This is a genomic window from Ruegeria sp. TASC047, assembly GCF_059612445.1.
The window spans coordinates 137977-161404 of the sequence record NZ_JBXWQP010000054.1; the positions used below are offsets into that span (position 1 = coordinate 137977).

Here is a 23428-nt window from a genome sequence, read left to right on the forward strand (position 1 = left end):
TACGGGATAAGGATGGGCCGGCCCTAATGGACCGGCCCGTTTTCACAATTCTGATTGCAGATCAGACGAAGAACTGGGCGCCGTTGGCCGAGATGGTCGAGCCGTTGATGAACTGAGATTCGTCCGAGGCCAGGAAGGTCACACAGCGTGCAATCTCTCCTGGTTCGCCCAGACGACCGGCGGGGATCTGGCCAATAATCGATTCGCGTACCTTTTCGGGCACCGCCATCACCATCTCGGTTGCAATATAACCGGGGCAGATCGCGTTGGCCGTGATGCCTGCCCGCGCGCCTTCCTGCGCCAGAGATTTAACGATGCCCAGATCGCCCGCCTTGGTCGCAGCATAGTTCACCTGAGCGAACTGACCTTTCTGGCCGTTGATCGAGCTGATGACGATGACACGGCCAAATTTGCGCTCGCGCATGCCGGGCCAGACAGGGTGCACAGTGTTGAATACGCCGGTCAGGTTGGTGTCGATCACGTCTTTCCACTGATCGGGTGTCATTTTGTGGAAAGGTGCATCACGGGTGATGCCTGCGTTGGCGACAACGACATCGATGGGGCCAACCTCGGCCTCGACCTTTTCGATGCCCGCTTTGGATTCGTCATAATCGGCGACGTTCCACTTGTAGGTCTTGATGCCGGTTTCTTCGGTGAATTTCGCGGCGGCTTCGTCATTCCCTGCATAGGTGGCCGCAACGTTGTATCCTTCGGCTTTGAGCGCCTTGGAAATTGCTGCGCCAATGCCGCGGGAACCGCCGGTAACGAGTGCTGTACGTGCCATTTAGGACTCCTCCAATTTTAGTCGCCTTGGTAATGCTGTTACTTTGAGAGATGTTTGTGCGCAATATTGTTTCGTCATTAAGGTGTTTATTTCGGATGGCAATATCGTCGCATCTAAGGGGTACGACCCCAGTGTAACAAAAAAGGGCGTCCCATGGACGCCCTTTTCTATTTGGTTATTGCCGCACTTAGTCGCGCTCCACACACAGGGCGACACCCATGCCGCCGCCGATGCACAAGGTGGCCAGACCTTTCTTTGCGTCGCGGCGCTTCATTTCGAACAGCAGCGTGTTCAGAACGCGGCAACCTGATGCGCCGATTGGGTGGCCGATGGCAATTGCGCCGCCGTTCACGTTCACAATCGACGGATCCCAGCCCATATCTTTGTTCACTGCGCAGGCCTGCGCGGCAAAGGCTTCGTTGGCTTCAACAAGGTCCAGATCGTCGACGGACCAACCCGCTTTTTCCAATGCCTTGCGCGAAGCGTAGATCGGGCCAACGCCCATGATCGACGGGTCCAGCCCGGCAGTTGCGTAGGACGCGATGCGCGCCAAAGGTTCGATTCCGCGCTTCTCTGCGTTTTGAGCTGACATCAGCAGGGTTGCGGCCGCGCCGTCGTTCAGGCCCGAAGCGTTTGCAGCAGTGACCGATCCGTCCTTGGTAAAGGCGGGGCGCAGCTTTGCCATGGCTTCCATTGTAGCGCCGTGGCGGATGTATTCGTCCTTGTCCATCACGATGTCACCCTTGCGGGTCTTGATGGTGAAGGGCACGATTTCGTCGACAAACTTGCCGGCTTTTTGCGCCGCCTCGGCCTTGTTCTGCGAAGCAACAGCGAATTCATCCTGCATGTCGCGGCTGATCTGCCATTTCTCGGCAACATTTTCCGCCGTCTGACCCATGTGATAACCGTTGAAGGCATCCCACAGACCATCGCGGATCATGGTGTCGATATACTTCATATCACCCATCTTGTGACCGGCACGCAGGGCAGCTGCGTGGGGCGACAGGGTCATGTTTTCTTGACCGCCAGCGGCGACGATTTCGGCATCGCCGAGTTGGATGTGCTGAGCGCCCAATGCGACCGCACGCAGGCCCGAGCCGCAAACCTGGTTGATTCCCCAGGCGGCACTTTCCTGCGGCAAACCGGCGTTGATATGCGCCTGCCGAGCCGGGTTCTGCCCCTGAGCCGCAGTCAGCACCTGACCCAAGATGGTTTCGCTGACTTCGCCTTTTTCAATCCCGGCGCGCTCAACAACTGCTTCCAGGACGGCCGCGCCCAGATCATGTGCGGGGGTGTTCGCAAACGAACCACTAAAGCTGCCGACACCTGTTCGTGCGGCGGATGCGATTACTACGTTGGTCATATGATCAGTCCTTTACCGTCATTGTCTGGCGGAATGTCTGACGGCGCAGGCCGAGAGTTTCCCTCTCGAAACAAGAGCGCCCCGTTATCCCCCGCTCAAGTACTTCTGCAATAGCGTAATGCTGCACTTGCAGCAACGGGCAGCTTGTCTCAGCTTGGGAAATGGCGGAAAAATGTCAATCACCCACGGGTCAACTTGCTGTTTTTGAAATTTTTTCCTGTTTCCACGGGGGTGAAACACTTGGCGCGCCAAACAGAAAACCCTGCATGCAATCCACGCCACTTTCAAGCAAAAATGCCGCATCCTTCTGAGTTTCGACCGATTCGGCAGTGACCAGAATTTCAAACTCACGCGCCACGGCAATCAGGGCCCGCACCAAAGCCTGGTTGTCGGGGCTGTTGCTGATGCCCCTGATAAACTGACCATCGATCTTGGCGGCGTCGAACAGAAACTCGCGAAAGTGGCGGAAACTGAAATTGCTGGCACCAAAGTCGTCTAGCGCAAAGGCGATGCCGCGATCCTGTAGGCGGTCCATGAAGTCGACCACCAATTCCGGCACCTGCATGGCAGAACTTTCGGAGATTTCTAGGATCAGCCTTTCGCCCAGCTGCGGATCCCGTTTCAGAAACCGGTCCAGTATACCGGACCAGTTGGAATAACCGATTGAGCGGGCGGACATGTTGATCGACAGGCGGATCTGGGGGTTCTTCACCAACGTGCGCAGACCAAGTTCCAACGCGACGCAGTCGAGATCACGTCCGATCGGAGTGTTTTCAACCTGTGGCATGAACTCGCGCGCGGGGATAACGCGCCCTGTTTCATCCAATACACGAATGAAGCCTTCGTAAAACGCGATGTCATGCGGCGGGTGCGCCTGAACAACCGGCTGAAAGGCCAACCGACATTGCTTGTGCTTCACAGCATCGGTTGCCATCTGAACCACCGAACGATCCCGTGTTGACACTGCTGCATTCAAAGGGGTGTCCAACCCTTCGGGAAGATTGGTGAGCTTTTTGTTTCCCATAGGCGCAGATTCCCGTGTGTCCGGAACAGGTGTTTTGACACAGTTTCGGGGCAAACAGATGAATCTGCGGTTAAAGCGTCAGAAGAAGTTGCTTATTGCGGTTTTAGCGCGCGGAATGCCCGGCACGGGCCAGCGATGCCGCGGCTCCAAGAAGGGCTCCTGTCGCACCCAGAATCATCAGGACAAAACCCAGTGCGATCAGAGTGCCAACAAAGCTGCCGAGCGCGGCAAGCATGGCCAGCAACAGGCCAAACAACCCCACGAAGGTTGAAATGGTTGCCAAACGTTTCATGCCGCCCCTCGCTCATCTATGCGCCACATTCAATCACTGATATGGCGTGCAAAAACCGGAGTTCAAGTCTAGCGGGGCCTGACGGCTGTGTCAGGCCTGTTCTGCCTGTCCTTTGGGCAGGATCTTGTCGACCTGCTCAAAACCGGGCGTTCCCCGGTCCTCGGGGTGGCGAGCCAAGTGCTTGGCTTTTATCTGTTCCGAGTTGTCGCGGCTGCCGTCGTGGCTGTACCCAGGAGGTGCAAAACAATAGGCCAGACGTTGCCGCAGTTTCAGGCCTGGCTGCGTGGCATCATGCCAAATGCCGACCCATTCGTGAAACGCAACGCGCAACGGGTTGAAGGTGCCGATATTGTGAACCAGCCCGTAGTCGACACGGTCGTTTTCCAGTTCAGGCACAAATGTCCCAAACAGCTTGTCCCAGATGATGAAAACTCCGGCGTAATTACAATCCAGGTACCGCGCGTTCCTGCCGTGATGCGCGCGATGATGGCTGGGGGTATTCATGACCGCTTCGAACCATCGGGGCATTTTGCCGATGGCCTCGGTGTGAATCCAGAATTGATAGATCAGATTCAATCCGCCGACGAACAGAACCATGGCGGGATGGAAACCCAGCAGGATCAGCGGCGCGCGAACGACCATCATGAACGTAAAGGTGTAGGTCCAAGTCTGCCGCAGAGCTGTGGTCAGATTGTAGTGCTGTGAACTGTGGTGGTTGACATGGCTGGCCCAGACCCAGCGAATGCGATGCCCAAAACGGTGTACCCAGTAATAGCGAAGATCATCCAGAACAAAGCACAGAATGATAACGGGAATTGACGTGCCCAGGTCCAAAGGAGTGATCTGCCACAGCCACATGAAAAACGCATAGGCAATAAAGCCCAGCAAAAAGCCCGACGCGATGTTCCCGGCCCCCATGATCAGCGAGGTCACAGCATCGCGCGTTTCATACCGCCCGCCTTTGCCTTTGACTGCGATCCACAGGAATTCTGCCAGAATAGCAGCGATGAAAAACGGGACGGCCCATTGCACCGCATCGGGAAAGCTTACCTGGTCTGTCATGCGGGCCTCATCAAGTGTTGCCAGTGCTGGCGTTCGGTCTGGTCAAGGTGAAGGGTCGCGCGCGGGGTGCTGAAGTCGTGAAACCGAACTTCGATGCCATTGGCGGTCTCAAACCAGTCGAAATCCTGAAGATGCCGCGCTACTGTGTCGGCCCCGAAGGACCAGATCAACCCAGCCCCGTTCTGGGTTCTTACCAGCGCCGCGTGACCGTCATGGGCGATTGTCACGTCGATCACCGTGTCATCAGGGAAATGCCGCAGCCACTGGCGTGGCGCCGTGTCCGGCGTCAGCACGTGCAACCGCGACTTGCCCGTCAGATGCAACAATACCGTAATCCCAGCTATGCCCCCAACGACCAACACCAATAGAATTTCCAGCGGCATTCCATCCTCCTGAGCGCAGAGTGCAAAGGAGGATGGAAACTGTCAAAGGTGGCGTCGCGTCAGTTGTGTTCCAAAACCAAGGCTTTGACCGGAACCATTCGACAAGCGGGAATACAGGTCGGAGATCGTGTAGGTTACCGGATCTCCCTTGCCCTTCTTGAGTACAACCTTGGTGATAGCAGCATCGGCGGCCATCCAGAAAACACCCGCCGTCGCCGCAATTCCTGCAATTGGTTTCACCAAAATATCCTCCGGGTTAAATGCCCGGAGGATATGATGATTCACTGATCTTTAGGCTATTTCCTCAGCTTTCTGCGCCAACAAGCGTCGAGATAATCGCCTTGGCGCTGTCCGAATTCCATTCGGCGTCGCCGATCAACCGCGCGATTTCCTGACCTTCGGGATTCAGAATGACCGTGATGGGCAACGCAATTACGCCAAATTCGCGCGCGGCGGCCGAGCTGAGGTCCTGATGACGCGGCAGGTTGGATATGCCATTTTCTTCAAAAAACTTCTTGATCCCTGCTGGCGAGTTGCGGCCTGTGGCAAGGGTCAGAACCTGGAACATGTCACCCCCGAACTCGTTCTGCAATTCAGCGATCTGAGGCATCTCTTTGCGGCAGGGGGCGCACCAGGTGGCCCAGAAGTTCAGCAGCACATACTTGCCCTCATAATCGGCCAGCGTGCCGACACCCCCGTCATCTTCCAGCTGAAACTCGATCACTTTTGCCGGTTTCGGTTCTTCATGCAAGATAAGGCGCTTCAGACTGCCTTCCCGTAAGGGGCCCAGTGTCGCAGCATCGGTTGCAAAAGCGGCATTTGCACCTAGCGCAAGGGCCATATAAAGGGGGATCAAACGAAATAGGCGCATATCAACTCCGGGTTTTCTTACATGACCGATCAATCCTCGAACCAGATGTGGGGCGGCCGCTTTGCCGCCGGTCCTGACGCGATCATGGAGGCGATCAACGCCTCGATCGGGTTCGATCAGCGGATGGCAGCCCAGGACATCGAAGGCTCGCGCGCCCATGCGGCCATGTTGGCTGCTACAGGCGTCATAAGTGATAGTGATGCGCAGGCCATTCGGGAAGGGCTGCTCACCGTTTTGTCAGAAATCCAGAGCGGCACGTTTAAGTTCTCAACAGCGTTGGAAGACATACACATGAATGTCGAGGCGCGGCTGAAAGAGATCATCGGCGAGCCTGCTGGCCGTTTGCACACAGGGCGTTCGCGCAACGATCAGGTGGCGACGGATTTCAAACTGTGGGTCCGGGATCAGCTAGATGCGGCTGAAACTGGTCTGCTGGCTTTGATTCGTGCGCTTTTGGCGCAGGCCGAAGCAGGCGCCGATTGGGTCATGCCCGGCTTCACCCACCTGCAAACTGCGCAACCCGTAACATGGGGCCACCACATGATGGCCTATGTCGAGATGTTTGGCCGCGACCTGAGCCGTGTCCGCGACGCCCGTGCCCGAATGAACGAATCCCCGTTGGGGGCCGCCGCGCTGGCAGGCACATCTTTCCCCATTGATCGCCATATGACGGCGCAGGCGTTGGGCTTTGATCGCCCCGCCGCCAACTCGCTTGATGCCGTCAGCGACCGCGATTTCGCGCTGGAGTTCCTGTCGACCGCCTCGATCTGCGCTGTGCACCTGTCGCGCTTTGCCGAGGAGCTGGTGATTTGGTCGTCGGCCCAGTTCCGTTTCGTGTCCCTTTCCGACCGGTTTTCGACCGGCTCGTCGATCATGCCGCAGAAAAAGAACCCGGATGCAGCCGAGCTGATCCGCGCCAAGGTTGGGCGCATCTATGGGGCCAATACCGCGCTGATGATGGTGATGAAGGGCCTGCCGCTGGCCTATTCAAAGGACATGCAGGAGGACAAGGAACAGGTCTTTGATGCCGCTGACAACTGGATGCTGGCTCTGGCGGCGATGGAAGGGATGGTCAAGGACATGACCGCCAACCGCGACAGCCTTGCCGCCGCCGCCGGGTCGGGTTTCTCGACCGCGACGGATCTGGCCGACTGGCTGGTGCGCGTGCTGGGCCTGCCCTTCCGCGACGCGCATCACGTCACAGGATCGCTGGTGGCCATGGCCGAAGGTAAGGAATGTGACCTGCGCGACCTGGCTCTGGACGATATGCAATCGGTCCATGGTGAAATCTCGGATGACGTCTACTCTGTCCTTGGCGTCGACAATTCGGTAAACTCGCGCCAGTCCTACGGCGGTACTGCCCCCGATCAGGTGCGGGCTCAGATCGAACGATGGAAGGCAATGGTATGACGACCGCGCTACGTACGATCCTGATAACGGTTTCCGGCTTGGTGCTGGCCGGGTGCGGGGCTGATGGCGAGCCTGATCAACCAACTGCCCCTCAACCCACGGTCAATGCCACCATTGGGGTTGGATCAAGCGGCGCGTATGTTGGCGGGGGTGTCGGCCTAAGCCGCGGACCGCTGGGCATTTATCTTGGATTCTGATCCTTTTGAATGTTGCGCCCATGGTCCCGGCACCTCATGTTGGGTCCACGTATCGATTACCTGTCACACAAAGAAATGGTATTGAAATGAGAATTCTGGGATTGGTTTGTGCACTTGCTGTTTTGGCGGCTTGCGAGCCTTCGTCAGCGCGACGTCTGGAACCTGCGGCCGAACCAAAACAATCGGGCACCGGCATTTCAATCTCGGGCTATGGCCGAGTTGGTGTTTCAACGCAAAACTAAACCGGGACTAAGGATACAGAATCCATTGATCCGAAGTCCTTTTATGGTCTAAGCGCGCAAGCATGGATCACTTTTTGTACCGCGACGGCGCGCTTTACGCCGAGGATGTCCCCGTCTCCGAAATCGCAGCCGCGGTTGGAACACCGTTCTACGTCTATTCCACGGCTACATTGCTGCGGCATTTCAAACTGTTCGATGACGCGTTGGACGGCACCGATCATCTGGTCTGCTACGCGATGAAGGCGGCCAGCAATCAGGCGATCCTTAAGACATTGGCCCAAGCAGGTGCGGGGATGGACGTGGTCTCGGGTGGAGAATATCTGCGGGCAAAGGCGGCTGGTGTTCCCGGTGACAAGATCGTGTTCTCAGGTGTGGGGAAAACAGCGGACGAGATACGCATGGCGCTGAGCGGCGGCATTCGCCAGTTCAATGTCGAATCCGAGCCCGAAATGGAAGTGATCAACGCCATTGCGCTTGAGCTTGGCGTGATCGCGCCGATTACCGTCAGGGTGAACCCGGATGTTGATGCCAGGACGCATGCCAAGATTGCCACGGGCAAGTCCGAGAACAAGTTTGGCATTCCGATTGCCCGCGCCTCGGAAGTTTATGCTCACGCCGCCGACCTGCCGGGGCTGGAGGTGATTGGCATCGACGTTCACATCGGCTCGCAACTGACCGAACTTGAACCGTATGAGTTGGCCTACACAAAGGTGGCCGAGCTGACCGAGCGCCTCCGCTCTGAAGGTCACAACATTAGGCGCCTCGACCTGGGCGGTGGTTTGGGCATTCCATACACCCGGTCGAACGACGCACCGCCCTTGCCGATTGAATATGGTGCGCTGGTCAAGAAAACACTGGGCCATCTGGGCTGTGAGATCGAGATTGAGCCGGGCCGCCTGATCGCGGGCAATGCCGGGATCATGGTCAGCAAGGTCATCTATGTGAAATCAGGCGAAGGTCGCGACTTTTTGATCCTTGATGGGGCGATGAATGACCTGATCCGGCCTGCAATGTACGAAGCGTACCACGATATCGTAGCGGTGCAGGAACCGGCGGCTGGCGTGGAACAGCAAGCCTATGACATCGTAGGCCCGGTCTGCGAATCCGGGGATACCTTTGCCAAGCAGCGCAATATGCCACCGTTGAAATCGGGTGATCTGGTCGCATTTCGCAGCGCGGGTGCATACGGTGCGGTGATGTCCAGCGAATACAATACCCGTCCGTTGATCCCTGAAGTTCTGGTGAATGGCGATCAATTTGCAGTCATTCGTGAACGGCCAAGCTTTGACGAAATCATAAACCGCGATACCATACCATCGTGGCTTTGACGCGATAACCGCGCGGGCCCGTCCCGGAGGCCCGTCTTGACCAACAGTACGAACCTGCCCGTTCCGCGCCTGTCCCTGTGGCTAACCCATCTTGGCATGGTGGCTGAACAGGTGCTGCGCGCGTTCTGGCCTGCGTTCTCGATTGTTCTGGCTTTGCTCGCCGCTCTGATGCTGGGGCTGCAGGATCATCTGCCCGTTGAAATCGTCTGGGGTGCTGGTGCGCTGTCGTTGATTTCTTTTGGTGTAGCATCCGTCCGCGGTGTCACGAAATTCAAGCTGCCGTCCCGCGCTGATGCGCTGGCGCGGCTGGATGAGGCTCTGCCCGGTCGGCCGATTCAGGCTTTGCTGGATGATCAGGCAATCGGTACCAACGATGGGGACTCGGTTGCCTTGTGGCAGGCGCACAAAGCCCGCATGGCACAGCGTGCGGCCACTGCTGAGGCTGTGAAACCAGATCTTCGGCTTGCGTCGCGTGATCCGTATGCGCTGCGCTATGCCGCTCTGCTGGTATTTGTCGTGGCGCTGATCTTTGGTTCGTTGTGGCGCGTGGGTTCAGTGGCGGACATGGCGCCGGGTACAGCCGTCGCTGGACAGGGCCCAACTTGGGAAGGATGGGTGGAACCCCCCAGATACACAGGTTTGCCGACCTTATATCTTGCTGATCAGACGGGGGCGGCGCTTTCTGTTCCCAAGGGCAGTCGCATCACCTTGCGACTTTACGGTGAGGTCGGTGCACATAGTCTGACCGAAAGCAGTTCTGCCAGCGGAACCGAGGCGGCAACAGACCCGGAACAGGAGTTTGTCGCCGAACGCTCGGGTCAGTTGCGCATTGATGGACCGGCGGGGCGGGACTGGTCGGTGCAGGTCATTGACGACGCGGCTCCGCAGATTGCAGTTTCCGGCACCGCCCAGTCTGAAGCGGGCGGGCAGATGAAGCTGCCATTTTCCGCCAGCGACGATTACGGAGTGGTTTCGGGCTTGGCCCGGATCGAGCTGGATTTGCCGGCGATTGACCGTCGGTACGGACTGGCGGCCGAGCCAGAGCCGCGCGAGGTGATCGAAATTGAATTACCCATGCCGATCACCGGTGATCGGGCAGATTTCACCGAAGACCTGATCGAGGACTTCTCGCAGCATCCGTGGGCGCATTTGCCGGTCAGGATTACCTTGATGGCAACGGATGCAGCGGAGCAGCAAACGTCTTCGGATTCCTATGAGACGGCATTGCCAGCACGGCGCTTCTTTGATCCGCTGGCGGCAGCCGTGATTGAGCAAAGGCGCGATCTGCTTTGGTCGCGATCCAATGCGCCTCGTGTCTCGCAGTTGCTGAGGGCTGTGTCGCACCACCCTGAGGATCTGTTTCGTTCTGACACAGCCTATCTGCGTCTGCGGGTTGTTCTGAGGCGATTGGAAACTTTTCATCGATACGGGTTGAAACCCAAACAACAGGAAGAGATTGCACAAGCCCTGTGGGACCTTGCCGTGGTGATCGAGGACGGGACGCTGGCGGATGCATTGGAACGGATGCGCCGCGCGCAGGAACGTCTGACCGAGGCGATGAAGAACGGGGCCAGCGATGAAGAAATAGCGGAGTTGATGCAGGAATTGCGCGAGGCGACGCAGGATTACCTTCAGCAACTACAACGTCTGGCACAGCAAGATGGAGAAGACGGCGAACGTCAGCCCGGCCAGAATAGTGAATCTTTGCAAATGACGCAGGATGACCTGCAGCGCATGATGGACCGTATTCAGGAACTGATGGAACAAGGTCGCATGGCCGAAGCCCAGCAGGCGCTGGAAGAATTCCAGCAGATGATGGAGAACATGCGTGTAACTCAGGGTCAGGGCCAAGGGCAGCAATCCGAAGGCCAGCAGGCCATGGAAGGTCTTGCCGAAACCCTGCGCGAACAGCAGGGTCTTAGCGATCAGGCCTTTCGTGATTTGCAGGAACAATTCAACCCCGGCGCGCAATCAGGTGAAAGCCAAGGGAACGAAGGCCGCAACGGCGGGCAAGGTCGGGGGCAAAGCCACGAAGGTCAGGGCGGACAAGGTGAAGGTTCGGATCAGGCCGGAGACGGTGAGCAGGGGCAAGGCTCGCTCGCCGACCGACAGCAAGCGTTGAGAGACGAGTTGGGTCGTCAGCAACAAGGTCTCCCCGGTGTCGGCACGCCCGAAGGTGACGCCGCACGCGAGGCGTTGGATCGGGCCGGGCGCGCCATGGACGAGGCCGAGCAAGCTCTGCGTGGCGATGATCTCGCCGAAGCTATCGACCGTCAATCCGAAGCGATGGAAGCGTTGCGCGAAGGGATGCGGTCGCTGGGTGAAGCCATGGCGCAGGAACAGCAGAACCAACCAGGGCAGGGAACGCAGGACGGCGACATGCAGGCCAACAACCGCGATCCGCTGGGCCGAAACCCAGGCGCTGCCGGTTCGATTTCAACCGACGAGAACCTGTTGCAGGGCGAAGACGTTTATCGCCGGGCGCGCGAGTTGCTGGATGAAATCCGCCGCCGGACCGGTGAAACAGATCGTCCCCAGATCGAGCTGGAATACCTCAAGCGGTTGCTGGAGCGGTTCTAGCCCTTAGTTCTGCGCACCGGATCCTGCCTGAGTTTCGAGCCAGATGCGCGCCTGATCCACCAGCGACACATATGAGCTGAGCAACGGATCGGCCTGCGGTACAGCCTCGCTGATCTGGCGGGCATTCCCGTAGATCAGGTACAGAACCACGCCGATGATCAGCATCAGCGCAAAACCGCGCAAGAACCCACCGGACTTGCGAGGCGCCTGCGCCTCATCTTCTGCCGGGTCCGACCGCATGCTCGAGTTGATGGCATCGACATCCGGCAGCGCATTCTTTTGCCCGGCATCAACGGCGGTTTCCGAAGTTGCAGGGCGTTTGGGCCTGACCTTTGGCTCTGGTGGGGCTTCCAGGCCCAGATCGGGCTGGCTTTCCAGGCCACCGCCTTCCTGCGCGCGCAACTCCGCTTCTCGTGCGGCTTCTTCTTTCAGGATACTGGCGACTGATGGGGCAACATTTCCTGTGGAAGCAGAAGGTTTTTCGACCTCTGGCGCTGTTTTTTCGGCAGGCTCGGAGTCCTTCTGGGCCTCGACCTCGGTATCAGATGTATCTGCCTCAACAGGCTTGTCCTCAGGCGCGTTCGGTTCAACTGTCGCCTCGGATGGATGCTTGGCCTGAAACCAGGTCTGATCGCAGTTCGAACACTGCACGTCGCGGCCTTCCTCGGGGATGACCTCGTCAGGAACTTCGTACTGCGCAGTGCAATTCGGACATGTAAGACGCATACTGCCTCCTCGGCCGGGTGAAGAGCCGATAATAGTTTTTTCAGGGATGATATTCCGTTAAGACCCAACAGCAAAGGGCGTTTTCGGTTTCATGGGCCAAGTGTCACCAATTGGACTCGGTAGAACCATTGAAACCGTCGCCCTGCTCGGGCAAGAAGAGCGGCAAAATATTGGGGGCACGTGTGATCGAGCTGGAAAATGTCAGCTATACCTACGGTGGCGGCGAGTTGCTGAGCGATGTCTCGGTTCAATTGCAGCCGGGGTCGTTCCATTTTCTGACCGGGCCATCGGGGGCGGGAAAGACGACATTACTCAAGCTGTGTTACGGGGCACTGTTACCAACCTCAGGACGTCTTAGCGTGTTTGATCAGGATATCTCGGCCCTTGATCGGGATCAGCTGGCCGTGCTCCGCCGACGCGTTGGTGTTGTTCATCAGGATTGCCAGTTCCTTGACCATATGACGCTTGCCGAGAATGTCGCCTTGCCACTGATGGTCTCTGGGCGCGGGGAATCGTCCGGGCAAGACAATCTGACCGAACTGCTCAGCTGGGTGGGGCTTGGTTCACGTCTCGAAGCGCGGCCACCGGAATTGTCCGGCGGTGAACGTCAACGGGCGGCTCTGGCGCGCGCCGTCATTCTGTCGCCCGATGTCATATTGGCGGATGAGCCCACGGGCAATGTTGATTGGGAGATGTCGCAACGTTTGTTGCACCTGCTGGTTGAGCTGAACCGTATGGGAAAGACCGTTCTGATTGCCACCCATGACCTGAGCCTGATCCGCGCGGCAAAAAGTCATGTTCAGGCCCGTGTCTTGCGGATTTCGCAGCGGAAGCTGCATTTGGCGGGGGCAGACCTGTGACTGGGGCTGATATCCAAAACCTGTTGCGCGGCGATACCCGTGCTGACCGCGTTGTTCCGCCAACCGGCTACACCGCGCATCTGACGCTGTTTGTCGCTGGTGCTATGGCATTTCTTGCTGTTTTTGCTTTGGCTTTGTCCCTCGCCTCTGGCCGCATCGCGGATCGGTGGGCCTCGGAACTGGCGGGCGCTGCAACCTTACGCATCAACGCACCGGCCGAGCAGCTTGCTGCCCAGACAGAAGCGGCATTGACCGTCCTCAGCCAGACACCCGGTGTCGCGTCTGCTCGTGCGCTTAGCGCAGATGAACAAGCCGCGTTGCTGGCACCATGGTTCGGGCCGGACCTGCCGTTGGATACTTTGCCAATCCCGCAGCTGATCGAGATCATCGAGGGTGAACCGGGGCTGGATGTGATCGGACTGCGATTGCGATTGGGGGCCGAGGCGCCCGGCGCGGTTCTGGATGATCACACGCGATGGCGCGAACCGCTGGTCGATGCAGCGATGTCCCTGCGTCGCCTGGGGTGGATATCAATCCTGCTGATTGGCGGTGCGACCGCTGCGATGATTACCCTTGCAGCCAACGCCTCACTTGCGGCCAATGCGCAGATTATCGAAGTTCTGCGATTGGTTGGCGCGCAGGATGGTTTCATCGCGGGGGCTTTTGTACGGCGGTTTACCTATCGCGCGTTTTTCGGCGCCTCGGTTGGGACCCTGCTGGGAATGACTGGTGTCTTGCTTTTGCCCGAAGCTTCGGACGCGGGCGGATTTCTGACCGGAGTTGGATTTCAGGGTAAAGACTGGGTGTTGCCGGTTCTTATCCCCGTCCTTGGGGCAGCCGTTGCCTTTGTTGCCACATGGGCCGCAGCCCGACGCAAGTTGAAGGAGCTTTCCTGATGTTGATGGCAATTCAGTGGGTTCGTTCCCTCATCTTCATGATTGTGATCTATGCCTGGATGCTGGTCCTTGGCATCGCGTTTCTGCCTTATGCTCTGTTTTCCAAAAACGGTGCGCTGAAAGCGTGTAAAACCTACGCCAAAAGCACCATGTGGCTGGCCCGGTGGATGGTTGGTATTCGCTGCGAGGTGCGGGGCAATGCCCCAACGAATGAAGTGGTCATCGGGGCCAAACATCAGTCGTTCCTTGATATAATCATGATTTTCGACGCCATTCCGCACGGCAAGTTTATCATGAAGCGCGAGCTGTTGTTCACACCCGTCATTGGCATGTATGCACGACGCCTTGGCTGTATCCCGGTCAATCGCGGCAAGCGCGGTGCGGCTGTGGCAAAAATGGTCAAGGACGTCTCAAAAGAGTTTTCCGAACCCGGTCAGCTGGTGATCTATCCCCAGGGCACGCGTGTGGCGCCGGGTTTAAAGAAACCCTACAAGGTTGGTACAGCGGTCTTGTATGAAGGCCTTGGTTTTCCATGTGTTCCGGTTGCGACGAATGCTGGCGTGTTCTGGCCCCGCACAGGCGTGATGCGTAAACCCGGCCTTGCCATTGTAGATTTTCTGGAGCCGATCAAACCAGGTGTTGCCCGCGATGAGTTCCTCGCGCGGTTGGAGGAAGTCATCGAAACACGCTCGAACGAATTGATGCGCGAAGTGGGGTTTGATCCCGATGGAATTCATTGAAAAAGTAGAAGATCTCGAGGCGTTGTACGGAACGCCGGGTGCTGCTTCGTTGCGAAAGGTCGTTCGACACTTAACTCCGCTCTATCGCAAGTGGATTGAAGCCGCGCGCCTTTGTGTTCTCAGTACAGTTGGTCCCGAGGGTGTGGACGGAAGCCCACGTGGGGACGACGGTGCTGTTGTGCGCGAATTGAACCCAAAAACACTGGCGCTGCCTGACTGGCGGGGAAACAACCGCCTGGACAGCTTGCGCAACATTGTTCGGGACCCGCGCGTTTCGCTGATGTTCTTTGTGCCGGGTTCTGACAATGTCGTTCGGGTTAACGGAACAGCCCGATTGACCGCAGACGCGGCATTGCGCAACCAGTTCGAAAAGGCTGGCAAGGTTCCGGCGACGGTTATCGTCGTGCAGATTGACGAGATTTACAGTCAGTGCGCGCGTGCACTGATGCGCGCCCGCACTTGGACTTGTGGAGACGAAAGCAAGGACCTTCCGACGATTGGGCAGCTTCTGTCCGAGGCGTCAGAGGGTGAAGAGGGCGGCGCGCAATATGACAAAGACTGGGCTGCACGCGCCGCCAAAACAATGTGGTAGGTAGCGGACGGTTGTTCAGTCAAGCTGCGGCGGCTCCGATTCTGGACACCTTTTTGATCCAGCGCTCAACGCTGCCCGGTTTGGGATAGCTTGCGCCTGCAAAGTAAGTGAATCGCGTTGGTTTGAAGCCAACAAACCCGAGGATCTGGTCCCGAACCTGTCGAATAAGCGCTTGCCTGTACATCAGGCGCATGAACCAGCCCGGCGTATCTGAGGTCAGGATAACGCGTGCCGTGCGTCCGGTCAGCATCGGGGCTGGCAGGCCAGCCATCGTCGTGTTTCGGGTGTCGAATGTCCGCCCCGGTATGAACATCCGGTCAATCAATCCTTTGAGTTTTGCAGGCAGCCCGCCCCACCACATAGGTGTGGTCAGGACCAGATGGTCGCTCCATTCGAAGTCCTGCAACACGTGTTCCAGAACCGGTTCAAGCGGCTTGAAGTCGTGATAGTTGCCCTGACCGAAATCAAAATCGAATTGCAGGTCGCTCAGGTGGACTATTCGGACATCATGTCCGTTTTTGCGGGCTGCCTCGCCATAGGTTTCTGCGAATGTGCGTGACAAGCTGCTTTCTGCCGGATGTCCATCGAGGATGAGGATTTTCTTGGGGTGCATCGGGGTTCTCCTAAAAATGACCATGGTCAGTTTATAGAATCTAAAAATGACCGCGGTCAATATTAAATTTGACCACGGTCAAAAAATGTGCGATTGGGCGTTATGCAAAAAACGATCCAGAAACGTACCATCAAGACCCGCGCCAAGCTTCTATCAGCTGCGGAAGAGGTTATCCGACATGGCGGATATGAAGCCTTGCGGGTGGATGAAGTTGTAAAGGCCGCGGGTGTTGCCAAGGGAACCTTCTTTGCACACTTCCGCGACAAGGACGCGCTGATGGAAATCTTGATAGCGGACAAGCTGAATGCTTGCCTGGATCAGGCCCAATCCGGTACACCACCCAAAACGGTACCAGAGATTATCGCTTCGCTGGAACCGGTCCACGAATTCATGACGTCCGAACGGTACGTGTTCGATCTGTTGATCAGATACTCGGGGGCAACGGCTATCGCAGATATTGGGCCGATTGCCTATTGTTTTGAACGGTATTTCCGGGTCGTGATGATGTGGCTTGAAACCGCAGAGGTACGCAAAGATGTACCATCCGAGCTGTTGGCAGAAGGCGTGCAGGCCTTTGCCATTCAGGCCATGTCCTTACAGTATTGCGCGCTGCATTCAGCGACAACGTTCACAGACAGGCTGGAAACCTATCTGGATGCATGGCTGACCCCGGCAAGCTGATCGCCGCCGGGGTCAGGGGTGTTAGCTGTGGATCGGGCCGTCTCCGCAGGCCAGGGCAGCCTCGCGCACCGCTTCGGAATACGTCGGATGCGCGTGGCAGGTGAGCGCCAGATCCTCGGCAGAAGCACCGAATTCCATCGCCACACAAACCTCGTGGATCAGATCACCTGCGCCCGGGCCGATGATATGGGCACCCAGGATGCGATCGGTTTCCTTGTCGGCCAGAATCTTGACGAACCCGTCAGCCGCAAAATTCGCCTTGGCGCGCCCATTGCCCATGAACATGAACTTGCCGACCTTATAGGCACGACCCTGTTCCTTGAGCGTCGCTTCGGTTTCACCAACATTCGCGACTTCTGGCCAAGTGTAGATCACGCCCGGAATCACGCCATAATTCACATGACCGTGCTTGCCTGCAACCTGTTCGGCAGCGGCTATTCCTTCGTCTTCGGCCTTGTGTGCCAGCATCGGGCCTTCGGTCACGTCGCCAATTGCATAGATGCCCGGCACGTTGGTCTGCCAGTCGGCACCAACCTTGATCTGACCACGTTGGGTCATCTCGACGCCCAAAGCGTCCAGTCCCAGACCATCCGAATAGGGTTTGCGGCCTGTGGCAACCAGCACAGTGTCGGCGTCGATCACATGTTCACTGTCGTCTTTGAGCAGCTTGTAGGTAACTTTGGCCTTGGTCTTGGTCGCTTCGGTTTTCTGCACCGCTGCACCCATGATAAAGGTCAGGCCCTGTTTCTTGAGAATGCGCTGGAAGGTTTTTTGCACCTCAGGGTCCATGCCCGGCGTGATCTCCTTGAGGAACTCGATCACCGTCACCTCGGCGCCCAGGCGGCTGTAAACCGATCCCAGTTCCAGCCCGATCACACCCGCGCCGATCACAACCATTTTCTTCGGGACCTTGTTCAGCGACAAAGCACCGGTCGAAGTCACGACGACCTTCTCATCAACTTCAACACCGGGCAGGGAAGATGGTTCCGATCCAGAGGCGATGATAATGTTCTTGGTCTGGTGGACCTCATCACCCACCTTGACCTGACCTGCGGCTGGGATTGATCCCCAGCCTTTCAGCCAGTCGATCTTGTTCTTCTTGAACAGAAATTCGATGCCCTTGGTGTTGCCGTCGATGACCTCGTCCTTGTAGGCCTGCATCTGCTTCCAATCGACCGAAGGCGCTTTGCCCTTCAGGCCCATCTTGGCAAAGTTATGCTCGGCCTCGTGCAGCTGGTGGCTGGCATGCAGCAGCGCCTTGGAGGGAATGCAGCCCACGTTCAGGCAAGTTCCGCCCAGTGTTTCGCGCCCTTCGACCACGGCGGTTTTCAAACCCAGTTGAGCGCAGCGGATCGCGCAGACATAGCCGCCGGGTCCGGCGCCGATTACGATGACGTCATAATTTGCCATTATATTCTCCTAAATCGACCGGACGCTCCGGCTCTTCCCCGACCCGATTTGGCGGGTCGGAAATAGTCATTGTCAAACAGGTTCCAGCAGCTTGATCGAGATATGGGCAATTCCGCCCCGCTCGTGATGCATCGCCAATTCTTCGGAACCAAAGAAGGCTTTGGCCTTGTCCAGGTTTGTAACCTCGAACATCGCGATGGCGTGGTCTTTTTGGTCGGGGTCGCGCCAGACGTGCAGGTCGCGGATACCCGCGGCCTTGCGCATCGGTTTGTCCTCGCGGAATACTTTCAGCCAGGCGTGGAAATCGGCCACATCGGCCTGCCAGAGTACATGTGTCGCCATGGTTACAGATCCATCAGCAGGCGGCGCGGGTCTTCCAGCGCCTCTTTCACACGAACCAGGAAGGTAACGGCACCTTTGCCATCGACAATCCGGTGGTCATACGACAAGGCCAGATACATCATCGGGCGGATCTTGATCTCACCATTGATGACCATCGGGCGGTCCTGGATCTTGTGCATGCCCAGAATACCCGACTGAGGGGGGTTCAGGATCGGCGAGGACATCAGCGAACCATAGACACCACCATTCGAGATGGTGAAGGTGCCACCCTGCATCTCAGCCATGCTCAGCTTGCCGTCACGGGCGCGCTTGCCCTTTTCGGCGATGGCTTTTTCGATCGCGGCAAAGGACATGCTGTCGGCATCACGGATCACGGGAACGACCAGACCCTGCGGCGTACCAGCGGCGACGCCCATATGCACGAAGTTCTTGTAGACGATGTCGGTTCCATCAATCTCGGCATTGACCTCGGGTACTTCTTTCAGCGCGTGGCAGCAGGCCTTGGTGAAGAAGGACATAAAGCCCAAACGCACGCCATGCTTCTTCTCGAACTGGTCTTTGTACTGATTGCGCAGGGCCATGACCTCGGTCATGTCCACCTCGTTGTAGGTGGTCAGGATCGCAGCGGTGTTTTGTGCGTCCTTGAGACGTTTGGCAATGGTTTGGCGCAGGCGGGTCATCCGCACGCGTTCTTCGCGGGCCTCGTCCTCGGCAGCCACAGGGGCGCGTGGGGCTTGGGCCACAGGGGCGGGCGCAGTCGCCGCAGGTGCCGGGGCTGAAACTGCTGCAACGGCTTTGGCTACGTCTTCCTTCATGATGCGACCGTCGCGGCCTGTTCCGGTGACCTGATCAGCCGACAGTCCAGCTTCGGCCATTGCTTTCTGGGCGGACGGCGCGTTTGCGACGTCTTTTCCGGTGCTTGTTGCTGCGGGTGCCGCCGCTGCTGCCTGGGCCGGCGCGGCTGCTGCACCAGCGGCAGCTCCGGAGATGACAGCCAGCTTGGCAGCCGCATCCACGGTCGATCCTTCTGGAGCAACGATTTCCGCAAGAACACCCGAAGTCGGTGCGGGAACTTCAACCGAGACTTTATCGGTTTCCAATTCGCACAGCATCTCGTCCTGCGCGACGTTGTCGCCAACCTTCTTGAACCAGGTCGAAACGGTTGCCTCCGTCACAGACTCACCAAGTGTCGGAACCATCACGTCAACCGACCCACCTGATGCGGCAGGTGCCGCTGCCGGGGCTGCGGCTGGCGCCGGGGCTGCGCCTTCGCCCGCCGCAATCGTTGCCAGCAAGGCGTCAACACCGACGGTTTCGCCTTCGGCTGCCACGATTTCACCCATTACACCCGCTGCGGGAGAAGGAACCTCGACGGTGACCTTGTCTGTCTCCAGCTCACACAGCATCTCATCCATGGCGACCGCATCACCGGGCTTTTTGAACCAGGTTGCAACTGTGGCTTCGGTGACCGATTCGCCAAGCGTGGGAACACGAACTTCAATCGTCATCGCTTACTTTCCTTCAATGCTCAGCGCTTCGTTAACCAGCGCTTCTTGTTGGGCTTTGTGTTGGCTGGCCAGCCCCGTTGCGGGCGAGGCCGATGTGGCGCGACCGGCATAGGTCGGGCGAGTGTGTTTAGCATCGATACGGGACAGGACCCATTCGATGTTGGGTTCGATAAAGGTCCACGCACCCTGGTTCTTGGGCTCTTCCTGACACCAGACCATCTCGGCATTCTTGAACCGTTCGAGTTCGTTGATCAGTGAATGTGCCGGGAACGGATAGAATTGTTCGATCCGCATCAGGTAGATGTCGTCGATGCCACGCGCGTCGCGTTCCTCCAGCAGGTCGAAATAGACCTTGCCGGAACACATGACGACGCGCTTCATCTTGTCATCGGCCACCAGCTTGGTGTCAGAGTTGCCCTTCTGCGCGTCATCCCACAGCACCCGGTGGAAGCTGGAGCCTGTGGTGAAGTCGTCCGCCGTGCTGACGGCCAGCTTGTGACGCAGCAGCGACTTCGGTGTCACCAGGATCAGCGGTTTCCGGAAAGTACGGTGCAACTGACGGCGCAGGATGTGGAAATAGTTCGCGGGTGTCGTACAGTTCGCCACGATCCAGTTGTCCTGACCGCACATTTGCAGGAACCGTTCCAGACGCGCTGACGAGTGTTCCGGGCCTTGCCCTTCAAAGCCATGCGGCAGCAGTGTGACAAGACCGGACATCCGCAGCCACTTGCTTTCGCCCGAGCTGATAAACTGGTCGAACATGATCTGCGCACCGTTGGCAAAGTCGCCGAACTGCGCCTCCCACAGAACCAGAGCGTTCGGTTCTGCTAGCGAATAGCCGTATTCGAAACCCAGCACCGCGTATTCCGACAGCATCGAGTCGATGACATCGTATTGGGATTGCCCGGCACGGATGTTGTTAAGCGGGTAATACCGTTCTTCGGTTTCCTGATGAACAAACCCAGAGTGACGCTGGCTGAAGGTGCCCCGTGTTGCATCCTGTCCGGCCAGACGCACGGGATATCCTTCGGTCAGCAACGAGCCAAACGCCAGTGCCTCGCCCGTGGCCCAGTCGAAGCCTGCACCAGTCTCGAACATCTGTTTCTTATGTTCCAGCAACCGCTCAACAGTTTTGTGCATTGCGAAATCGTCAGGAGCCTTGGTCAGCGCGGCTCCGATTTCCGCCAGTGTCTCTGCCGAGATCGCTGTTTCACCCCGGACATAATCATCCTTGTTCTTGTCCAGATGCGACCAGCGCCCATCCAGCCAGTCGGCCTTGTTGGGTTTATAGTCTTTCCCGGCCTCGAACTCGTCGTTCAGGTGGGCCTGAAAAGCGGCCTTCATATCTTCGATCTCACCCTCGGGGATCAGCCCGTCCTTGACCAGCCGCTCGGTGTACAAGGAAAGCGTAGTTTTATGGGTTTTGATCTTCTTGTACATGATCGGGTTGGTGAACATGGGCTCATCGCCCTCGTTATGGCCAAACCGGCGATAGCAGAAGATGTCCAGAACCACGTCTTTATGGAACTTCTGGCGGAACTCGGTCGCCACCTTCGCGGCGTGAACCACCGCCTCGGGGTCGTCGCCGTTCACATGGAAGATCGGGGCCTCGACCATCAGCGCGATATCGGTCGGATAGGGGCTCGAGCGGCTGAAATGCGGCGCGGTAGTGAACCCGATCTGGTTGTTCACCACGATATGCATGGTGCCGCCGGTTCTGTGCCCTTTCAGGCCAGACAGGCCAAAGCCTTCGGCCACCACACCCTGACCGGCAAAGGCCGCGTCACCGTGCAGCAATATGGCCATGACCCTGGTGCGATCTGTATCGCCCAGTTGGTCCTGCTTGGCGCGGACCTTACCCAGAACCACCGGGTTTACCGCCTCAAGGTGAGAGGGGTTGGCGGTCAGTGACAGGTGCACACTGTTGCCATCGAATTCGCGATCGCTGGAGGCGCCGAGGTGATATTTCACGTCGCCAGAGCCATCCACGTCTTCGGGCTTGAAGCTACCGCCCTGGAATTCGTTGAAAATCGCGCGATAAGGCTTGCCCATCACGTTGGCCAGAATGTTCAGGCGACCCCGGTGCGGCATCCCGATGACGATGTCACTAAGGCCAAGCGCACCACCGCGCTTGATGATCTGTTCCATCGCCGGGATAAGCGCCTCGCCACCGTCCAGACCGAACCGCTTGGTGCCCATGTACTTGACGTGCAGGAACTTCTCGAAACCCTCGGCCTCGACCATCTTGTTCAGGATCGCCTTGCGGCCTTCCTTGGTGAACTGGATTTCCTTGCCATAGCCCTCGATCCGCTCCTTCAGCCAGGCGGCCTCTTCCGGGTTCGAGATATGCATGTATTGCAGTGCGAAGGTGCCGCAATATGTACGTTTCACGATTTCAACGATCTGCCGCATCGAAGCGACCTGCAATCCCAGCACGTTGTCGATAAAGATCGGGCGATCCATGTCGGCATCGGTGAAACCGTAAGTCTTCGGGTCCAGCTCAGGGTGTGTGCTGGCAGCACGCATGCCCAGCGGGTCCAGATCCGCAGCCAGATGGCCCCGGATGCGATAGGCCCGGATCAGCATCAGTGCCCGCAAACTGTCCAGCACGGCGCGTTTGATCTGGTCGTCGCTGACCTCAGCGCCTTTCTCAGCCGCCTTGTCCTTGATCTTTTTGCCCGCCGCTTTGGCGTCAATCTCGGCCCATTCACCAGTCAGCGCACCAGTCAGGTCGTCTGCTGGCATTGGCGGCCAGTCGGTGCGCGCCCAGGACGGACCGTCGGCTTCGCGTTGAACATCGGGTGCGGCATCGCCCATGGCATCAAAGAACGCGCCCCATGCGGCATCCACCGCACCGGGGTTCTTTGTGTATTGCGCATAAAGCTGTTCCAGATATTCGGCATTATGCCCCTGCATGAAGCTTGAGGCATGAAAGGCGGAATTGGGCGAATGTTCGGTCATAGGGCTACCTCTGTTGGGTTGGGACCGTATTGATTGGTGCCTGGCTGGCTGGGGCGTGTCAGCCACCATAGAACCAGGAGGGGCGACACCACCAGTACCAGTAGTGTCGGAAGAACGATGAGCAACGTGGCGCGGGTGAACAGGATATCCAGCCTGCCGCCATGCTGGAAATGAGAGGCCAGGCCGATACCGAAAACGAGCACGGCTCCGGCGCCAAGGATCAACAGGATCGGCAGCAGAGCATACAGCCCGCTGCGACCGGTATCATGCATCCGCCGGAAAGCGACCGCCAAATGAGGAAAGAAGACAATCAGGCCGACGATGCCCTGCACCGGTTGTGATGACGTGGCTGACACGGATTTCGAGGTTTCAGTTTCCGTCACCGCGACCTGCGTGAAGAACTGCCAATCAATGATCCCAGCGATGATGTTCCAGATCACGATGAACAGGAAGAAGAACCAGTATTCGGGGCGGGAGGCGCGACCCGAGAAGGTGAAAAACTTGGAGAAACAGATACGGATCGCGTCAGAGAAGGTCATTTGAACTATTCCGATATCCTCAAA

24 protein-coding genes are annotated in these 23428 nt (G+C 57.9%); 9 read left to right on the forward strand and 15 right to left on the reverse strand.

The features are described from left to right. Positions 1-61: 61 nt before the first annotated feature. The 8 genes from phbB to AC2FLO_RS19680 all read right to left on the reverse strand — a co-directional run bounded on the left by phbB (position 62) and on the right by AC2FLO_RS19680 (position 5779). Entirely contained in the window at positions 62-784 is a 723-nt protein-coding gene (gene phbB / locus AC2FLO_RS19645; protein ID WP_496752208.1) for an acetoacetyl-CoA reductase, read from the reverse strand. 187 nt (positions 785-971) lie between these two features. Continuing rightward, the gene (locus tag AC2FLO_RS19650; protein ID WP_209506585.1) at positions 972-2147 is read right to left on the reverse strand and encodes an acetyl-CoA C-acetyltransferase; all 1176 of its coding nucleotides are present in this window, start codon (positions 2145-2147) and stop codon (positions 972-974) included. A gap of 190 nt (positions 2148-2337) precedes the next feature. Continuing rightward, on the reverse strand, positions 2338-3171 hold the full coding sequence (locus AC2FLO_RS19655) for an EAL domain-containing protein (protein WP_480539003.1): 834 nt from the start codon (positions 3169-3171) through the stop codon (positions 2338-2340). Positions 3172-3274: 103 nt separating this feature from the next. Continuing rightward, on the reverse strand, positions 3275-3463 hold the full coding sequence (locus AC2FLO_RS19660; protein ID WP_480585514.1) for a hypothetical protein: 189 nt from the start codon (positions 3461-3463) through the stop codon (positions 3275-3277). Positions 3464-3553: 90 nt separating this feature from the next. Beyond that, complete coding sequence (locus tag AC2FLO_RS19665; RefSeq protein ID WP_496804012.1) at positions 3554-4525, reverse strand: sterol desaturase family protein; 972 nt, start codon at positions 4523-4525, stop codon at positions 3554-3556. Beyond that, complete coding sequence (locus AC2FLO_RS19670) at positions 4522-4908, reverse strand: hypothetical protein (RefSeq protein WP_480585517.1); 387 nt, start codon at positions 4906-4908, stop codon at positions 4522-4524. The genes AC2FLO_RS19665 and AC2FLO_RS19670 overlap by 4 nt, the downstream gene beginning before the upstream one ends. A 42-nt stretch (positions 4909-4950) precedes the next feature. After that, positions 4951-5148 (reverse strand): hypothetical protein, encoded by a 198-nt coding sequence (locus tag AC2FLO_RS19675; protein ID WP_480538995.1) that lies wholly within the window; start codon positions 5146-5148, stop codon positions 4951-4953. 64 nt (positions 5149-5212) lie between these two features. After that, positions 5213-5779 (reverse strand): TlpA disulfide reductase family protein, encoded by a 567-nt coding sequence (locus tag AC2FLO_RS19680; RefSeq protein ID WP_496752214.1) that lies wholly within the window; start codon positions 5777-5779, stop codon positions 5213-5215. Positions 5780-5800: 21 nt separating this feature from the next. Here AC2FLO_RS19680 and argH point away from each other — a divergent pair, with 21 nt between their 5' ends. From argH to AC2FLO_RS19700, 4 genes are all read left to right on the forward strand, one after another. After that, positions 5801-7189 (forward strand): argininosuccinate lyase, encoded by a 1389-nt coding sequence (gene argH, locus AC2FLO_RS19685; RefSeq protein ID WP_496752216.1) that lies wholly within the window; start codon positions 5801-5803, stop codon positions 7187-7189. Then, positions 7186-7386 (forward strand): hypothetical protein, encoded by a 201-nt coding sequence (locus AC2FLO_RS19690; protein ID WP_496752218.1) that lies wholly within the window; start codon positions 7186-7188, stop codon positions 7384-7386. Before argH ends, AC2FLO_RS19690 begins: the two co-directional genes overlap by 4 nt. Before the next feature lie 304 nt (positions 7387-7690). Next, a complete protein-coding gene (gene lysA / locus AC2FLO_RS19695) occupies positions 7691-8956 on the forward strand; it encodes a diaminopimelate decarboxylase (RefSeq protein ID WP_480899236.1) in 1266 nt (421 codons plus the stop codon). Between the two features lie 96 nt (positions 8957-9052). Beyond that, positions 9053-11536: a TIGR02302 family protein gene (locus AC2FLO_RS19700; RefSeq protein ID WP_496752434.1), complete on the forward strand. Its 2484-nt coding sequence runs from the start codon at positions 9053-9055 to the stop codon at positions 11534-11536. A gap of 3 nt (positions 11537-11539) precedes the next feature. Here the strand turns inward: AC2FLO_RS19700 and AC2FLO_RS19705 are convergent, their stop codons facing one another. After that, a complete protein-coding gene (locus tag AC2FLO_RS19705) occupies positions 11540-12262 on the reverse strand; it encodes a zinc-ribbon domain-containing protein (RefSeq protein ID WP_480585528.1) in 723 nt (240 codons plus the stop codon). Between the two features lie 182 nt (positions 12263-12444). On the opposite strand from AC2FLO_RS19705, the gene AC2FLO_RS19710 reads away from it, so the two are divergent. From AC2FLO_RS19710 to AC2FLO_RS19725, 4 genes are read left to right on the forward strand one after another with little or no spacing between them, the layout of a single operon-like run. Next, on the forward strand, positions 12445-13122 hold the full coding sequence (locus AC2FLO_RS19710; protein ID WP_480585531.1) for a cell division ATP-binding protein FtsE: 678 nt from the start codon (positions 12445-12447) through the stop codon (positions 13120-13122). Then, positions 13119-14018 carry a cell division protein FtsX gene (locus AC2FLO_RS19715; protein ID WP_496752221.1) on the forward strand — a complete coding sequence of 300 codons (900 nt, stop codon included), beginning with the start codon at positions 13119-13121 and terminating at the stop codon, positions 14016-14018. Before AC2FLO_RS19710 ends, AC2FLO_RS19715 begins: the two co-directional genes overlap by 4 nt. After that, positions 14018-14758: a lysophospholipid acyltransferase family protein gene (locus tag AC2FLO_RS19720; RefSeq protein WP_496752223.1), complete on the forward strand. Its 741-nt coding sequence runs from the start codon at positions 14018-14020 to the stop codon at positions 14756-14758. Before AC2FLO_RS19715 ends, AC2FLO_RS19720 begins: the two co-directional genes overlap by 1 nt. Next, positions 14745-15350, forward strand: a complete 606-nt coding sequence (locus AC2FLO_RS19725; RefSeq protein ID WP_480483127.1) for a pyridoxamine 5'-phosphate oxidase family protein — start codon at positions 14745-14747, stop codon at positions 15348-15350. The genes AC2FLO_RS19720 and AC2FLO_RS19725 overlap by 14 nt, the downstream gene beginning before the upstream one ends. 19 nt (positions 15351-15369) lie before the next feature. Here the strand turns inward: AC2FLO_RS19725 and AC2FLO_RS19730 are convergent, their stop codons facing one another. After that, positions 15370-15963 carry an NAD(P)H-dependent oxidoreductase gene (locus tag AC2FLO_RS19730; RefSeq protein ID WP_496752224.1) on the reverse strand — a complete coding sequence of 198 codons (594 nt, stop codon included), beginning with the start codon at positions 15961-15963 and terminating at the stop codon, positions 15370-15372. A 102-nt stretch (positions 15964-16065) separates the two neighbouring features. On the opposite strand from AC2FLO_RS19730, the gene AC2FLO_RS19735 reads away from it, so the two are divergent. After that, entirely contained in the window at positions 16066-16644 is a 579-nt protein-coding gene (locus AC2FLO_RS19735) for a TetR/AcrR family transcriptional regulator (protein WP_480483131.1), read from the forward strand. Between the two features lie 21 nt (positions 16645-16665). Here AC2FLO_RS19735 and lpdA read toward each other — a convergent pair whose 3' ends face one another. The 5 genes from lpdA to AC2FLO_RS19760 form a co-directional block, all read right to left on the reverse strand. Beyond that, entirely contained in the window at positions 16666-18054 is a 1389-nt protein-coding gene (gene lpdA, locus AC2FLO_RS19740) for a dihydrolipoyl dehydrogenase (RefSeq protein WP_496752226.1), read from the reverse strand. 72 nt (positions 18055-18126) lie between these two features. Next, on the reverse strand, positions 18127-18396 hold the full coding sequence (locus AC2FLO_RS19745) for a hypothetical protein (RefSeq protein WP_496752228.1): 270 nt from the start codon (positions 18394-18396) through the stop codon (positions 18127-18129). Between the two features lie 2 nt (positions 18397-18398). Next, entirely contained in the window at positions 18399-19904 is a 1506-nt protein-coding gene (odhB, locus tag AC2FLO_RS19750; RefSeq protein ID WP_496752229.1) for a 2-oxoglutarate dehydrogenase complex dihydrolipoyllysine-residue succinyltransferase, read from the reverse strand. A 3-nt stretch (positions 19905-19907) separates the two neighbouring features. Further along, entirely contained in the window at positions 19908-22865 is a 2958-nt protein-coding gene (locus AC2FLO_RS19755) for a 2-oxoglutarate dehydrogenase E1 component (protein WP_496752231.1), read from the reverse strand. Continuing rightward, entirely contained in the window at positions 22862-23404 is a 543-nt protein-coding gene (locus AC2FLO_RS19760; protein WP_496752232.1) for a DUF805 domain-containing protein, read from the reverse strand. Before AC2FLO_RS19760 ends, AC2FLO_RS19755 begins: the two co-directional genes overlap by 4 nt. Between the last annotated feature and the right edge of the window lie 24 nt (positions 23405-23428).

What these genes read in the sequence shown, in the direction of transcription:
- AC2FLO_RS19760 (WP_496752232.1), bottom strand. Translation starts at nt 23,404, where the DNA reads ATGACCTTCTCTGACGCGATCCGTATCTGTTTCTCCAAGTTTTTCACC.
- lpdA (WP_496752226.1), bottom strand. Translation starts at nt 18,054, where the DNA reads ATGGCAAATTATGACGTCATCGTAATCGGCGCCGGACCCGGCGGCTAT.
- AC2FLO_RS19700 (WP_496752434.1), top strand. Translation starts at nt 9,053, where the DNA reads ATGGTGGCTGAACAGGTGCTGCGCGCGTTCTGGCCTGCGTTCTCGATT.
- AC2FLO_RS19670 (WP_480585517.1), bottom strand. Translation starts at nt 4,908, where the DNA reads ATGCCGCTGGAAATTCTATTGGTGTTGGTCGTTGGGGGCATAGCTGGG.
- AC2FLO_RS19660 (WP_480585514.1), bottom strand. Translation starts at nt 3,463, where the DNA reads ATGAAACGTTTGGCAACCATTTCAACCTTCGTGGGGTTGTTTGGCCTG.
- AC2FLO_RS19690 (WP_496752218.1), top strand. Translation starts at nt 7,186, where the DNA reads ATGACGACCGCGCTACGTACGATCCTGATAACGGTTTCCGGCTTGGTG.
- AC2FLO_RS19705 (WP_480585528.1), bottom strand. Translation starts at nt 12,262, where the DNA reads ATGCGTCTTACATGTCCGAATTGCACTGCGCAGTACGAAGTTCCTGAC.
- odhB (WP_496752229.1), bottom strand. Translation starts at nt 19,904, where the DNA reads ATGACGATTGAAGTTCGTGTTCCCACGCTTGGCGAATCGGTCACCGAA.
- lysA (WP_480899236.1), top strand. Translation starts at nt 7,691, where the DNA reads ATGGATCACTTTTTGTACCGCGACGGCGCGCTTTACGCCGAGGATGTC.
- phbB (WP_496752208.1), bottom strand. Translation starts at nt 784, where the DNA reads ATGGCACGTACAGCACTCGTTACCGGCGGTTCCCGCGGCATTGGCGCA.
- AC2FLO_RS19665 (WP_496804012.1), bottom strand. Translation starts at nt 4,525, where the DNA reads ATGACAGACCAGGTAAGCTTTCCCGATGCGGTGCAATGGGCCGTCCCG.
- AC2FLO_RS19735 (WP_480483131.1), top strand. Translation starts at nt 16,066, where the DNA reads ATGCAAAAAACGATCCAGAAACGTACCATCAAGACCCGCGCCAAGCTT.
- AC2FLO_RS19720 (WP_496752223.1), top strand. Translation starts at nt 14,018, where the DNA reads ATGTTGATGGCAATTCAGTGGGTTCGTTCCCTCATCTTCATGATTGTG.
- AC2FLO_RS19655 (WP_480539003.1), bottom strand. Translation starts at nt 3,171, where the DNA reads ATGGGAAACAAAAAGCTCACCAATCTTCCCGAAGGGTTGGACACCCCT.
- argH (WP_496752216.1), top strand. Translation starts at nt 5,801, where the DNA reads ATGACCGATCAATCCTCGAACCAGATGTGGGGCGGCCGCTTTGCCGCC.
- AC2FLO_RS19680 (WP_496752214.1), bottom strand. Translation starts at nt 5,779, where the DNA reads ATGCGCCTATTTCGTTTGATCCCCCTTTATATGGCCCTTGCGCTAGGT.
- AC2FLO_RS19755 (WP_496752231.1), bottom strand. Translation starts at nt 22,865, where the DNA reads ATGACCGAACATTCGCCCAATTCCGCCTTTCATGCCTCAAGCTTCATG.
- AC2FLO_RS19730 (WP_496752224.1), bottom strand. Translation starts at nt 15,963, where the DNA reads ATGCACCCCAAGAAAATCCTCATCCTCGATGGACATCCGGCAGAAAGC.
- AC2FLO_RS19650 (WP_209506585.1), bottom strand. Translation starts at nt 2,147, where the DNA reads ATGACCAACGTAGTAATCGCATCCGCCGCACGAACAGGTGTCGGCAGC.
- AC2FLO_RS19725 (WP_480483127.1), top strand. Translation starts at nt 14,745, where the DNA reads ATGGAATTCATTGAAAAAGTAGAAGATCTCGAGGCGTTGTACGGAACG.
- AC2FLO_RS19745 (WP_496752228.1), bottom strand. Translation starts at nt 18,396, where the DNA reads ATGGCGACACATGTACTCTGGCAGGCCGATGTGGCCGATTTCCACGCC.